The organism is Serinicoccus sp. CNJ-927 (genome assembly GCF_001942435.1).
GTDB lineage: Bacteria > Actinomycetota > Actinomycetes > Actinomycetales > Dermatophilaceae > Ornithinicoccus > Ornithinicoccus marinus.
The window spans coordinates 1-12,952 of sequence record NZ_MKKF01000009.1 but is presented as its reverse complement, the minus strand read 5'-3'; the positions used below and the strand labels follow the sequence as shown (position 1 = coordinate 12,952).

The 12,952-nt window shown below is 71.3% G+C and carries 12 protein-coding genes and 1 tRNA gene; 11 read left to right on the top strand and 2 right to left on the bottom strand.

Going from position 1 to position 12,952, the window contains the following annotated elements:
* Window positions 1–66: 66 nt before the first annotated feature.
* From BJF86_RS18640 to BJF86_RS03410, 6 genes are all read left to right on the top strand, one after another.
* Window positions 67–468, top strand: a complete 402-nt coding sequence (locus BJF86_RS18640) for a hypothetical protein (RefSeq protein WP_237768065.1) — start codon at window positions 67–69, stop codon at window positions 466–468.
* Entirely contained in the window at window positions 425–835 is a 411-nt protein-coding gene (locus tag BJF86_RS18635) for a hypothetical protein (RefSeq protein WP_237768064.1), read from the top strand. Before BJF86_RS18640 ends, BJF86_RS18635 begins: the two co-directional genes overlap by 44 nt.
* On the top strand, window positions 835–1,692 hold the full coding sequence (locus BJF86_RS18630) for an ABC transporter permease subunit (RefSeq protein WP_237768069.1): 858 nt from the start codon (window positions 835–837) through the stop codon (window positions 1,690–1,692). The genes BJF86_RS18635 and BJF86_RS18630 overlap by 1 nt, the downstream gene beginning before the upstream one ends.
* Before the next feature lie 71 nt (window positions 1,693–1,763).
* A complete protein-coding gene (locus BJF86_RS03420; RefSeq protein ID WP_052327895.1) occupies window positions 1,764–2,609 on the top strand; it encodes a sugar ABC transporter permease in 846 nt (281 codons plus the stop codon).
* On the top strand, window positions 2,606–4,525 hold the full coding sequence (locus BJF86_RS03415) for a glycoside hydrolase family 13 protein (protein ID WP_143553675.1): 1,920 nt from the start codon (window positions 2,606–2,608) through the stop codon (window positions 4,523–4,525). Before BJF86_RS03420 ends, BJF86_RS03415 begins: the two co-directional genes overlap by 4 nt.
* A 5-nt stretch (window positions 4,526–4,530) precedes the next feature.
* On the top strand, window positions 4,531–5,574 hold the full coding sequence (locus tag BJF86_RS03410) for a LacI family DNA-binding transcriptional regulator (protein WP_075817014.1): 1,044 nt from the start codon (window positions 4,531–4,533) through the stop codon (window positions 5,572–5,574).
* Between the two features lie 51 nt (window positions 5,575–5,625).
* Here BJF86_RS03410 and otsB read toward each other — a convergent pair whose 3' ends face one another.
* Together otsB and BJF86_RS03400 are read right to left on the bottom strand one after the other, a co-directional pair.
* On the bottom strand, window positions 5,626–6,411 hold the full coding sequence (gene otsB, locus BJF86_RS03405; RefSeq protein WP_075816980.1) for a trehalose-phosphatase: 786 nt from the start codon (window positions 6,409–6,411) through the stop codon (window positions 5,626–5,628).
* A complete protein-coding gene (locus BJF86_RS03400; RefSeq protein WP_075816979.1) occupies window positions 6,408–7,877 on the bottom strand; it encodes an alpha,alpha-trehalose-phosphate synthase (UDP-forming) in 1,470 nt (489 codons plus the stop codon). Before BJF86_RS03400 ends, otsB begins: the two co-directional genes overlap by 4 nt.
* Before the next feature lie 154 nt (window positions 7,878–8,031).
* On the opposite strand from BJF86_RS03400, the gene BJF86_RS03395 reads away from it, so the two are divergent.
* From BJF86_RS03395 to BJF86_RS18610, 5 genes are all read left to right on the top strand, one after another.
* Window positions 8,032–10,005: a serine/threonine-protein kinase gene (locus tag BJF86_RS03395; protein ID WP_075816978.1), complete on the top strand. Its 1,974-nt coding sequence runs from the start codon at window positions 8,032–8,034 to the stop codon at window positions 10,003–10,005.
* Window positions 10,006–10,157: 152 nt separating this feature from the next.
* Window positions 10,158–11,114, top strand: a complete 957-nt coding sequence (locus BJF86_RS19470; RefSeq protein WP_075816977.1) for a transglycosylase family protein — start codon at window positions 10,158–10,160, stop codon at window positions 11,112–11,114.
* A gap of 43 nt (window positions 11,115–11,157) precedes the next feature.
* Window positions 11,158–11,230 (top strand) — tRNA-Thr (locus BJF86_RS03385).
* Window positions 11,231–11,798: 568 nt separating this feature from the next.
* Window positions 11,799–12,053 carry a hypothetical protein gene (locus tag BJF86_RS18615; RefSeq protein ID WP_237768063.1) on the top strand — a complete coding sequence of 85 codons (255 nt, stop codon included), beginning with the start codon at window positions 11,799–11,801 and terminating at the stop codon, window positions 12,051–12,053.
* 70 nt (window positions 12,054–12,123) lie between these two features.
* Window positions 12,124–12,489, top strand: coding sequence for a tyrosine-type recombinase/integrase (locus BJF86_RS18610; protein WP_237768062.1), 366 nt, complete (start codon window positions 12,124–12,126; stop codon window positions 12,487–12,489).
* The last annotated feature ends 463 nt before the right edge of the window (window positions 12,490–12,952 follow it).

Genomic DNA, 12,952 nt, shown 5'->3' with positions numbered 1-12,952 from the left:
CCCATGTCCCAGACCGTCGTCGAGCCACCTGACACCGACCCGCATGCCGCACGCAGAGTCAGCGAGGTGGGTCGGACACCCGGATGGGTGCACGCGGTCAAGTGGTTGCTCATCGTGCTGTCGGTGGGGATCTTGGCCTTCTCGGCTCAGCAGGCCATCGAGGCCGGCTCATGGCTGATCGTCATCGTCGTGGCCTTCATCGCGATGAGCATCCTCGTGGTCTACTCCACCCGCCGGATGATCCCGGCGAAGTACCTTCTGCCCGGGCTCATCCTGCTCCTGCTCTTCCAGATGTGGCCGATCATCTACACAGCGGCCACCGCCTTCACCAATTATGGCGACGGGCACACCCTGAGCAAGGAAGAGGCCATCGTCGCGATCAGGGCAGTCGGTGCGCCAGGATCCCGACGCCCCCCGCTACGGCATGTCGGTCGCGGTGCCGGAGGGGGCGGCGATAGAGACCGGTGAACTGTCCCTGCTGCTCACCGTTGCACCCGCCGAGGACGGTAGCGAGCTGGAGGAGGGTGCCGAGGAGGGCGGCGAGGCCGAACTCGGGGAGAACATCACCGACGACGGCACCCGGCTCTTCGTCGGCACCGAGGAGGGATTGCAGCCGCTCTCGGCCGATGGGGTGGAGGTGCTGGGCAACGGCACCATCGGCACCGCACCGGGGTACCGGGTGCTGAACCTCATGGAAGCGAACGAGCGGGCCCAAGACGTCCAGGACTTTGCTGTGCCGGTCGGCGAAGAGGGGGAGGCCGCGGTCAAGCCGGCGACTACCTCCCAGGCGTTCGTCGGGCGCCGACCATCACCTACGACGAGGACGCCGACGTGATGACCACCGCGGAGGGCAAGCGGTACGTCGCGCAGGAAGGCAACTTCGTCCCCGAGGACGGCGTCGGCGCGGCGCTGCCGGCGGGGTGGACCGAGAACGTCGGCTTCGACAACTTCCGGACCATCTTCACCGACCCCACCTTCAGGACGGGCTTCCTCAAGATCTTCTTGTGGAACCTGGCTTTCCCCCTGCTGAGCGTCGGGAGCACTTTCATCCTGGGGATGCTGCTCGCGTTGCTCTTCAACGACCCGCGGCTTAAGGGCAAGGGGTTCTACCGGTCCCTCTTGATCCTGCCCTATGCTCTGCCGATCTTCGTGACCGGACTCGTGTGGGCGGCGATGTTCAACGCGCAGTTCGGGTTGATCAACGAGGTCACCGGACTCAGCATCAACTGGCTCGGTGATCCGTGGGCCGCGCGTTTCGCGCTGCTGCTGACCAACCTCTGGCTGGGTTTCCCCTACATGTTCCTCATCTGCACCGGGGCGCTGCAGTCCGTCCCCTCAGATGTCAAGGAAGCGGCCTCCGTCGACGGGGCAGGGCCGGTCCGAACGCTGGTGTCGGTGACGATGCCGCTGCTGCTGGTGGCGGTCGGGCCGCTGCTCGTGGCGTCCTTCGCCTTCAACTTCAACAACTTCACTCTCATCTACCTGGTGACGGGTGGTGGACCATTCGACTCGGGTAACAGCCTCGTGGGCAACACCGACCTGCTCATCAACTTCGCCTACCGGCTCGCGCTCGAGTCAGGCACGCCCAATATCGGGCTCGCGTCGGCTGTCAGCATTGTGATCTTCCTGCTTGTTGGAACGATCAGCTATCTCGGCTTCCGCCAGTCCGCCGCCCTGGAAGAGGTGAACTGACCATGACGGCATCCGTGTCAGAGACAACCAAGCAGCCCCAGCGGCCAGCACACAAGCAGCAGTCCCGGAGCATGAGGCGCCGCTCCGGCGTGTGGTGGCGGCATGCTCTAGCGCTCGTCGCGCTGGTGTGGGCGCTGTTTCCGGTACTTTTCATCCTGTCCGCGGCGCTCAACCCGGCCGGCACACTCAGTGCGTCCTCACCGATCCCCCGGCAGTTCTCGACGAACAACTTCGAAGATCTATTCTCCTCGACGACGTTCCCGTTCTGGACGTGGTTCCGGAACTCTCTCGTCGTGGCGGGCTTGGGCACGATATTCCAGGTCTTCATCGGAGCCGCGGCGGCGTTTGCCTTCTCCCGGCTGCGCTGGGCCGGTCGCCGGGCTGGACTGATGTCGCTGCTGCTGGCCCAGATGTTCCCAGCCCTGCTTGCCTTCCCCGCGCTCTACGTGATGTTCCTGCGGATCGGGGAGGTTATCCCCGAGATTGGGCTGAACACTCTGTGGGGCCTGCTGCTGGTCTACCTGGGCGGCGCCATGGGGTCCAACGTGTGGTTGCTCAAGGGCTACTTCGACACCATCCCCAAGGAGATGGACGAGGCCGCCAAGATGGACGGCGCCAGCCATGCCCGCATCTTCTTCACCATGACGCTGCGACTGGTCGCGCCGATCCTGGCAACCGTCGGCATCCTCGCCTTCGTCATGCTGTGGGGCGAGTTTCTGCTCGCGAGCATCTTCCTTCTGGATCAGGACCAGCGGACGCTGGGCGTCGGCCTCTACTCGCTCAACATGGCTGACCAGAACCGCTACTTCGGTATGTTCTGCGCGGGTGCCCTCGTAGCCTCCATCCCTCCGGTCTTGGTTTATCTGGGCCTGCAGAAGCAGCTGATCGGTGGCCTGACTTCAGGCTCGGTGAAGTGACCGAGGCGGCTGATCCCCACCACGACGGGTCGCCGCTCTACGTCAGCGAGCAGCACCCGGCTCCTGGAGCCGTGGTCGCCGTCCGTGTGCGTGTCCCGCACGCGGCCGGGGTCGGTGCGGTCCATGTCCGCACCACCCCGGACGGCGAGCAGTTCTTCACCGCTGCCCGCGTCGTGCACTCCGACGACCACGAGGACTGGTGGCAGGCCGAGATCACCTGCCACAACCCGGTCACGAACTACCGCTTCCTGCTCGAGGGAGCCGGTGGCGACGGGTATGCCTGGCTCAACGGCACCGGGGTGCACCCGCGCGACGTGCCCGACACGAGCGACTTCCGCATCACGACCCACCCGGCGCCGCCGGAGTGGGCGCAGCGGGCGGTGGTCTACCAGATCTTCCCCGACCGCTTCGCCCGCGACGCCGGCGTCGAGCCGGACGGCGACCCCGGGGGGCCGCGCACCGACCTTCCGGACTGGGCGGTCCCGGCGCGGTGGGAGGACCCGGTGTCGCTGGAGCGCGCCGCCAACCCGGTCCAGGTCTTCGGCGGCACCCTCGACGGCGTGCGCGAGCGGCTGGACCACCTCGTCGACCTCGGCGTGGACGTCGTCTACCTCACCCCGGTCTTCCCCGCGCGCTCCAACCACCGCTACGACGCGAGCACCTTCGAGGCGGTCGACCCGGTCCTCGGCGGCGACGCGGCGCTGCTGCGACTGCAGGAGGAGGCGCACGAGCGAGGGTTGCGCGTCATGGGCGACATCACGACCAACCACACCGGTGACGGGCACGAGTGGTATGCCGCCGCCCGGCAGGACCCGGACGGCGAGCAGGGTGGGTGGTACGTCCGCGACGACGAGCGGTGGGTCACCTGGCTGGGCGTGGCGAGCCTGCCCAAGCTGGACCACTCCGCCCACGGGCTGCGGGCCAGGCTCACCGAGGGGCCGGGGTCGGTCATCGAGCGCTGGCTGGGGGAGGGCGGCGGCTTCGACTCCTGGCGGGTCGACGTCGCCAACATGACCGGGCGCTACAAGGGCGTCGACCTCACCCACCAGGTGGCCCGCGAGACCCGGGCCGCCGTGGACCGGGCGACCGGCGGGCAGGGGCTGTTGGTCGCCGAGCACACCCACGACCACAGCCGGGACGTCGACGGCGACGGCTGGCACGGGGTGATGAACTACTCCGGCTTCACCCGGCCGGTGTGGAACTGGCTGCGGGCGCCGGGCTTCGCGCCGAAGTTCCTCGGCAGCCCGCTGCCGGTGCCGCGGCTGGGGGCCGATCTTGTGGCCGAGACGATGCGGGAGTTCTCCTCGCTGGTGCCGTGGCGGTCGTGGTCGCACTCGATGACGCTGGTCGGCTCGCACGACACGACCCGGGTGCGGACGCTGGTCGGGGACGACGTCGAGCAGGTCAAGGTCGCGGCCGGGTTGCTGCTGACCATGCCGGGGATCCCGATGATCACCTACGGCGACGAGATCGGCATACCGGGCGACTTCGGCGAGGACGGCCGCCGGCCCATGCCGTGGGACTCCCGCGGCACCGCGGACGGGCGGTGGGACGAGGAGCTGGCCGAGCACTACCGGGGGCTCGTCGCGCTGCGGCACGACTGCCCCGCGCTCTGGGGCGGCGGGATGCGCTGGCTCTATGCTGAGGGTGAGGCCATGGTCTATCTGCGGGAGCACCCCGAGCAGACCGCGCTGGTGCACGTCGCGCGGGCCGCGCACGACCCCGTGACGATCGACGCGGCCCAGCTGCCCGGTGCGGGCGCCGCCGAGCGCCGCGCCGGCGTGGCCGAGGGCCTTGAGCACGGTGAGGGGTCGCTGCGCCTCTCTGCCGCCGGGCCGGGTGTGTCCGTCTGGACCTGGCCGACCGACTCACCGGCCTGGGAGCCGGTGCCCGAGACCTACCGAGGTGGCTGGTGAGCACGATGATCCCGTCCAAGCGGACGGCCCAGAGCACGACGGGCCGGGGGCGGCTGGCCGACCTCGCGGCCTATGCCGGCGTCAGCGAGGCGACCGTGAGTCGGGTGCTCAACGACAAGCCGGGCGTGGCCTCGAGCACGCGGCAGGCGGTGCTGACCGCGGTCGACGTGCTGGGCTATGAGCGGCCGAGCAAGCTGCGGCGCAACAGCGCCGGGCTCGTCGGGCTCATCACGCCCGAGCTGACCAACCCGGTCTTCCCGATGTTCGCCCAGTCGATCGAGACGCAGATGGCGGCGGCCGGCTTCACGCCGGTGCTGTGCACCCAGACGCCGGGGGGCGTTCACGAGGACGAGTACGTCCAGATGCTGCTCGACCGCGGCGTCTCGGCGATCGTCTTCGTCAGCGGCTACCACGCCGACAGCAAGGCCGACATCGAGCGCTACACCGCGCTGCGCGACCGGGGCCTGCCGATCGCGCTGGTCAACGGCTACCGCGAGGGGGTCGACGCCACCTTCATCAGCCACGACGACCACGCGTCGATGCGGCTGGCGGTGCGGCACCTGCGCGACCTCGGGCATACCCGGATCGGTTTCGCGACCGGACCGGCGCGGTATGTCCCGGTCCAGCGGCGGGTCGAGGGTTTCCGCGAGGCGATGGGGGACGTGCCGGGCGTCGACCTGGACGAGCTGGTCTGCACGACGCTCTTCTCCGTCGAGGGCGGTGCCGCGGCCGGGCGGCAGCTCATCGAGACGGGGGCGACCGGGATCATCTGCGGCTCGGACGTCATGGCCCTCGGCGTCTTCCGGGCGGCGGCCGCGCTGGGCAGGCGGGTGCCGGAGGACCTGTCGGTCGTGGGTGGGGACGACGTGCCCTTCATGACCTTCGTCGACCCGCCGCTGACGACGGTGCGGATGGACGTCATGGGGATGGCCGAGGCGGCGGTGACGGCGGTGCTGGAGGAGATCGCGGGGGAGCCGGTGGACCGGCGGGAGTACCTCTTCGACCCCGAGCTCATCCTGCGCGAGTCGACCGGGCCCGCGCCGCGCTGAGGGCAACCACTCGCGACGCTTGGTGGGTGATGGCTGGGGGAGGGCGGCCGGTCAGCGCTGGCGGGCGGCCAGGAGGGCCTGGAGCAGCTCGACCATGGCGTGCTCGTCGTCGACCCGGAAGCGGGCGGCGGTCTCGCCGTCGCCGACCCGGACCGTGAGCGCGCGCCCGGCGCGCTCGGTGTCCGCGTCGTCGGCCAGGGCGGCGAAGCCGTGCTCGTCGGTCAGGTCGTCACCGGCGTAGAAGACCGCGTCGGCGCCGAGCTCGGTGGCCAGCGCGACGAGGGCGACGCCCTTACCGACGTGCGCCGCAGCCAGCTCGACGACGCCCTTGCCTGGCGTCACCTCCAGCCGGGTGTGCCGCGCCCCCAGCTCCTGCGCCGCCGCGAGCGCGGCCTCGGCCTCGGCCTCGGGAAGCCCACGCGTGTGCACCACGCGGGCGGCTGGCTTGCTCTCCAGCCGGGCGCCGGGATGGTCCACGCGGAAGGCGGCGAGCTCCTCGTCGAGGCGCTCCAGCAACGCCCGTTGGTCGTCGTCGAGCGCGAGGCCACCGGGCTGCCGGGAGTCCTCGGCGCCGTGGCTGCCGATGAGCACGAGCGGGTCCTGCGCGCCCGAGAGCTCGCGCAAGGGGTCGAGCGCCCGACCACTGACCAGGGCGACCGTCGTGCCGGGGAGGTCGGCGAGGGCGGCAAGGGCGGGCATACCTCCCTCGACCGGGCGGGAGGCCATCGGGTCTTCGACCAGTGGGGCCAGCACCCCGTCGAAGTCGGTGGCGACGAGCACCCGCTCGTGGGCGGCGAAGCCGGCGAGCGCCCGGTCGAGCTCGGGCGACCGGCTCACGCCTGGGCCTTCGCGCCGCTGCGGGAGGGACGCTCGGGCGCGGCCTCGAGGCCGGCGAGGAAGTCCGCCGCCCAGGTCTGCACGTCGTGCTTGCGCACCCGGCGGCGCAGCGCCCGCATGCGCCGCTCCTTCTCCGCCGGCTCGTCGTTGATGGCTCGCAGGATCGTCTCCTTGAGCCCGGCGATGTCGTGCGGGTTGCAGCGGTAGGCCTGCGGCATCTCCTCCGCGGCGCCGGTGAACTCCGAGAGCACGAGGGCGCCCTTGCCGTCGTGGCGGGCGGTGACGTACTCCTTCGCGACGAGGTTCATGCCGTCGCGCAGTGGGGTGATGAGCATGACGTCGGCGACGCGGTAGAGCGCGGCCATCTCCTCGCGCGGGTAAGACTGGTGCAGGTAGTGGATCGCGGTGGCGCCGAGGTGGGAGACGTCGCCGTTGATGCGCCCGACGGTGCCCTCGATCTGCTCGCGCAGGGTGCGGTATGCCTGGACCCGCTCCCGGCTCGGCGTCGCCACCTGGATGAAGGTCACCTGGTCGGGGCTGATCGCGCCGTCGTCGAAGAGCTCCCCGATGGCCCGCAGGCGGTGCCGGATGCCCTTGGTGTAGTCGAGGCGGTCCACCCCCAGCAGCACGACCTCCGGGTTGCCCAGCGACTCGCGGATCTCCTCGGCGCGCTGCTGGACGACGTCGGAGTCGGCGAGCTCACGGAAGCCGGCGGCGTCGATGGAGATGGGCACGGCGGCGGCGCGCACCGTGCGGGGCGCGGCGCCGAGGCGGTCGTCGTCGGTGCCCTGCCACTCGATCTTCTCGCCCCGGGTGGTGGCCCCGAGCACGGTGCGGCACGAGCGGCCGAAGTTGCGGGCGTCGTCGGGGCGCTGGAAGCCGAGGAAGTCGGCGCCGAGCAGCCCGCGCAGGATGCTCTCGCGCCAGGGGAGCTGCGCGAAGAGCTCGACCGGGGGGAAGGGGATGTGGTTGAACCAGCCGATCCTCACGTCGGGGCGCTTGTCCCGGACCAGGGCCGGGACGAGCTGCAGCTGGTAGTCGTGGACCCACACGGTCGCGCCCCCGGCGGCGACCTCGCAGACCGCGTCGGCGAACCGCTGGTTCACCGCCCGGTAGCAGGTCCACCACGAGCGGTGGAAGGTCGGCGGGACGATGACGTCGTGGTAGAGCGGCCACAGGGTGTCGTTGGAGAAGCCCTCGTAGTAGTCGGAGAGCTCCTGGGCCGACAGCGGCACCGGGTGCAGCCGCAGCTTGCCCTCGTCGAAGGGCTCGGGAGCCTCACCGGGGAAGCCGGGCCAGCCCACCCAGGCGGCGTCGCCGTCCCAGCCGCGCATCACCGAGTCCATGGCGGTGACCAGCCCACCGGGGGCCGTGCGCCACTCGGTGCTGCCGTCCGGGGCGGTGTGCCGGTCCACCGGCAGCCGGTTGGCGGCGATCACGAAGTCGTAGGTCTGCTCGCTGCTCATGCACGCTCCTCCAGGTCCCCCGTGGTCGTCGTCGTGGGCCAGCCTAGGCGACACCACCGTCACCGCTCGCTCGGCGGAGGTGTGCGGCGACCCGCCACACCACGTCCACCGGGAACTCGCCTCAGACCCAGGAAGAGCGCATACCGTGGATCCCGTGACCGCCGACCTGCCTCGCACCGACGACGCGCGCCCCGACGCGACGCGCCCGGTGCCCGCGACCGGTCGCGGCGGGCCGGCGTCGGCGGACGCCACCGAGGCGGTGCCGGTCGTCGTGCCGCGCACGCTGGGTCCGTGGACGCTGCGCGAGCGCGTCGGCGAGGGCGGTATGGGGGTGGTCTGGCGGGCGGACGACGAGCGCGGCCGCGAGGTCGCGATCAAGGTGCTGCGCTCGCACATCGCGCACGACGAGGGGGCACGGGCGCGGCTCCGGCGCGAGGTCAGCACCCTCGCGCGGGTGCACCACCCGCAGGTCGCGGCGGTGATCGACGCCGACGTGGACGGGCCGGCGCCCTACATCGTGACGGACTACGTCCCCGGGCGGCCGCTGGACGTCGTCATCGAGGAGCAGGGGCCGCTGGGGCGGGAGGCGCTGCTGCGGCTCGCGCGCGGCCTGGCCGGGGCGCTGCAGGCGATCCACGGGCTCGGCATCGTGCACCGCGACCTCAAGCCGGGCAACGTGCTGCTCGTCGGCGAGGGGGAGCGGCTGGAGCCGGTGGTCATCGACTTCGGCATCGCGCAGGTCGCCGATGACGTGCGGCTCACCTCGACCGGGCTGGTCATGGGGACACCGGGCTACCTCTCGCCCGAGCTCGTCGACGGCGGCGAGATCACCGAGGCGACCGACTGGTGGGGCTGGGCGGCGTGCCTGGCGTATGCCGCCTCCGGCCAGCCACCCTTCGGCCGCGGCCCGATGACCGTGGTGCTCGACCGGGTGGTCCGGGGGCGGGTGCAGCTGAACGGTGTCGACCCCGAGCTCGCGCCTCTGCTGGCGACCGCTCTCTCGCCGCGCCCCTCGTGGCGGCCGAGTGCCGAGGAGGTGCTCGCCGCGGTCGAGCTGTATGCCCGCGGCCAGGACGTCACCGGCGCGCTGCCCCGGCTGTCGCAGGAGGACCCTGCGCACCACGGCGGCCGCGGCGCGGACGCCACCCAGGTGACGCCGCAGGTGCAGCACACCCGCGAGGCGCCGCGCCGGATGCCGGACGTCACCCGCGCCGCCCCGGCCGGGCCGAGCACCCGGCAGTGGGAGCGCGGCGCCGTGCCTCCGCCGCCGGTGCGCCCTCGCGAGCCGCAGCAGTGGCCGAGCTCGGCCGAGCAGCAGCGCTACGCCGCCCGCCCGGAGCAGCGCCACGCCGAGCGTCAGCAGGGGTGGGCGCCTGCGCCGGACCAGCGCCAGCAGGGATGGGGGTCCGCGCCGGAGCAGCGGCGACCGGGCGCCGAGGTGCCGCCCCGCTCGGAGGGGGACGGGGCATACCCCGAGGTCGGGGGCCCGCATGGTCAGGGCCAGCCGGACCCGCGGATCGGGCGCAGCTCGCGCAGCGGGACCCTGGCCGCGATGCTGCTCGGCTTCGCGGCGGTCGCCTGCGCCGCGCCGCTGCTCGCGTGGGGGCTGTATGCCGTGTGGGGCCTGACGACGCGGACGGTCGACCGGGCGCTCACCGGGCTGGTCGTCCGGCGGCACGAGGCCGGGCGTCGGCGCAGCGACGTGCCGATGGCGGTGCTCGCCTCGCCGTGGCACCTCGTGGCGGCGGCGCTGTCGACGCTGCTGTCGCTGCTGCTGCCGCTGGCGATCGCCGGGGTGGTGGCGCTGGTCGTCTCCGGGCTGCTCACGACGACCTCGGTCGCGCCGGGGATCGGGCCGACGCACCCCGTCGCGGTCGCCGTCGGCTCACTCGTCGGTGGCTGGCTCGGGTGGTGGGGGCCGGGGAGCACGCCGCTGCGGCGGGGGTCGCGCACGGTGGTGCGCGGTGCGGTGCCGCTGGGCGTGCCGACGATGGTGGTGGTGACGCTGTGCCTGGTGGGTGGCGGGGCGCTGGCCTACTGGTCGCTGCTCGACGGCGATGTCGTCTCCTGGTGGCCGCTGCCGGGCGGGACGACGCCGTTGGACTACCTGCCGTTCGGGCTGCCTTGAGGCCACGACATACCGTCACAGCAGCCTCACGAGGTGTATTTATGCCGTGAGACTCGTCACACAAGCCTTCCCCTGAGCCCGACCCTGCCCTACCGTGGTCCGGGCGCCTCGTCCCAGGCGTCACACCTGCCCCATCCGGAAGGACCCACCCCATGGCCCGCCCTGCCCGTCATCGCGTCGCCCGCACCGGCGTCGCCCTGCGCCGCGCCGGTCAGGCCACGCTCGCCGGCACCGCGTCGCTGGCCTCGGTCGGCCTGACCGCGCCGAGCGCTGCGGCGGACGACCACAACGTGTGGGACCGCGTCGCGGACTGCGAGTCGAGCGGCAACTGGAGCATCAACACCGGCAACGGGTTCTACGGCGGGCTGCAGTTCTGGCACCCGACGTGGAAGGGCTTCGGCGGGCAGGAGTTCGCCGGGTATGCCCACCAGGCGACGAAGGCGGAGCAGATCACCGTCGCGCAGCGCGTGCTGCGGGTGCAGGGGCCGGGCGCCTGGCCGGTGTGCTCGGTACGCGCCGGGCTGACGATGAGCAACGGTCTCGAGCCCTACCCCGGTGGCGGCAGTCCTGCCCCCGAGCCGGAGCCCCAGCCGGATCCGGAGCCGCCGCGCGGCGAGGTGCAGACGTGGAAGGTGAGCGCCGGAGCCGGCGCCAACATCCGCTCCGGCCCGAGCACCGGGCACAGCGTCATCGGCGGTGCGGCCAACGGCACCCGCTTTCAGGGGGTGCAGAGCAACGGCTGGGTGAAGCTGCAGGGCCGCTCGGGGTGGATCAGCGCCAGCATCATGACACGCGTCGGTGACGACGGCGGAGGTGGGGGAGGTGGCGGCTCGCAGATGGCGCCGCTCGTCGCCGACGGTATCCGCGGCCCGCTGACGACCAGGGCGATCCAGCGCTGGGTGGGCGTCTCCGAGACCGGCCGGTGGGACGGCACGACCATCCGCGCCGTGCAGGCCCGCGTCGGCACCGGCGTCGACGGCGTCTGGGGCCCGAAGTCGCAGGCCGCGCTGCAGAGCTACATCGGCGTCTCCCGCGACGGCTCGACCTACATGAACCACCGCACGGTCGTCAGCCTTCAGAAGTGGCTCAACAGCAACGTCATCGGCTGAGCCGGGTAGCATCGACGCGCTGTCCGGCCTCCGCGCTGGACGCGCTGGCGTGGCGCAATTGGTAGCGCACCTGTCTTGTAAACAGGTGGTTGAGGGTTCGAGTCCCTTCGCCAGCTCTCCTTCCGACCAGGGCTTTTAGCCGTCTGAACTGCACAAACGCAGCCAACTTGACCGTAGCCCCTCGCGTCGGGCGCTGACACGTATACCCACGAACTCCCACTCTAGTTGCACGAATGTTGCACAAAATGGGGCTGTGATGGCGACGAGACGAGGCTTCGGGGCACTGCGGCGGCTGCCGTCCAAGCGGTGGCAGGCGAGCTACACCGGACCTGACCTAGGGCGACACACGGCCCCACATACCTTCGACTCGAAGGCGGACGCTGAGGCGTGGCTCGCGTATGAGCGTGCGTTGGTCGAAGGCGAAGGCTGGGTCGCGCCCAAGCGTCGGGCCGAGGTCGCCGAGCGGTTGGCACCACCGACCTTCGGCGAGTGCGCCCGTCAGTGGTTGGTTGACCGGCCCCTCAAGCCGCGGACCGTCGAAGGGTACGAGCACCTGCTGCGGCGCTACCTCGAGCCAGAGTTCGGGGACTACTGGTCTCGGACCTTACGCCGGCTCTCGTAAGGCGGTGGTGGGCCGGCCTTTCCCCTGACCATTCGACGGTCAACGCACGGGCGTACGCCCTGTTGCGAGCCGTCCTGACCACGGCGGTGGGTGACGAGCTCCTCGCCAGCAACCCGTGCCGCGTCCGCGGCGCCTCCAACCCTCCGACCAAGAAGCAGATTCGCCCGGCCACGCTCGACGAGCTAAATGTGCTCGTGGAGGAGATGCCGGACCAGCTCGGCGCCCTTGTCCTACTCTGCGCCTGGTGCGCCCTGCGGGTGGGGGAGGTGCTCGAGCTGCGCGCGACCTTGACCTGGACCGCGGCGTCGTCGAGGTGACCCGGGCGGTGTCCTGGGTCCGCGGCCAACCGGTCATCGGGACTCCAAGTCGGCGGCTGGCACTCGTGAGGTGAGCCTGCCCCCGCATATCGTCCCCGCGCTGCAACAGCACCTTGAGCAGCATGTGCTGCCCGAAGCGGGTGCGCTGCTGTTCCCCTCCCGGAGTGACCACCGGCGTCATCTGCAGCCGACGGTGCTCCACACCGCGTGGCGCAAGGCTCGCTCAGCCGCTGGACGCGACGACCTCAGGATCCACGACCTGCGGCACACCGGCGCGACCATGGCTGCCCTAAGCGGAGCCACGCTCGCCGAGCTCCAGGCACGTCTAGGGCACTCGACCGTAGCCGCCGCGCTGCGCTACCAGCACGCCGCTCAGGGCCGAGACGCCGAGATTGCCACCAAGCTCTCCGAACTGGCGCGTCCCAAGAGCGAGTAAGCGTAGTCTGCGACGGGATTTGCTGCCACGCTGATACCCCGGGGATCGCGCACGCGCTATCAAGGACACGCTGGACACCGTGCTTGCCTAGGGTCGGGCACAGGCGGGCACTGACTTCCGGGCGTCAGCATGAATCGCGCTACGCGACAGGTAGTTCGCATGTCTTATCAACTGGTTGATGCTGTGCTGGTGGGCTACGTGGCTTAGGGCGGTATGAGCTATGCAATGGAGCGCGCACCCGCCGAGGCTCGGCGCTACGAGTCCCTGGCCGCTGCAGCAGAACGAACTGGCATAAGTATCCGGACACTGCGACGCCGCATCGCCGAGGGTCTACTCCCGGCATACCGCAGCGGCCCCCGCCTCAGGTCAAGTCCGGTGGAGTGGTGTACGAGTGTGTGATCCCTCGTCGGGGGGTTAGGCGGTCAGGGCGGGGACGAGGGTGGTGGTCACCTCCTGGGTCTGG

Coding starts and splice junctions, on each gene's coding strand:
- BJF86_RS18635 (WP_237768064.1), top strand. CDS start 425: ATGTCGGTCGCGGTGCCGGAGGGGGCGGCGATAGAGACCGGTGAACTG.
- BJF86_RS18630 (WP_237768069.1), top strand. CDS start 835: ATGACCACCGCGGAGGGCAAGCGGTACGTCGCGCAGGAAGGCAACTTC.
- BJF86_RS03420 (WP_052327895.1), top strand. CDS start 1,764: ATGAGGCGCCGCTCCGGCGTGTGGTGGCGGCATGCTCTAGCGCTCGTC.
- BJF86_RS03410 (WP_075817014.1), top strand. CDS start 4,531: ATGATCCCGTCCAAGCGGACGGCCCAGAGCACGACGGGCCGGGGGCGG.
- BJF86_RS03400 (WP_075816979.1), bottom strand. CDS start 7,877: ATGAGCAGCGAGCAGACCTACGACTTCGTGATCGCCGCCAACCGGCTG.
- BJF86_RS19470 (WP_075816977.1), top strand. CDS start 10,158: ATGGCCCGCCCTGCCCGTCATCGCGTCGCCCGCACCGGCGTCGCCCTG.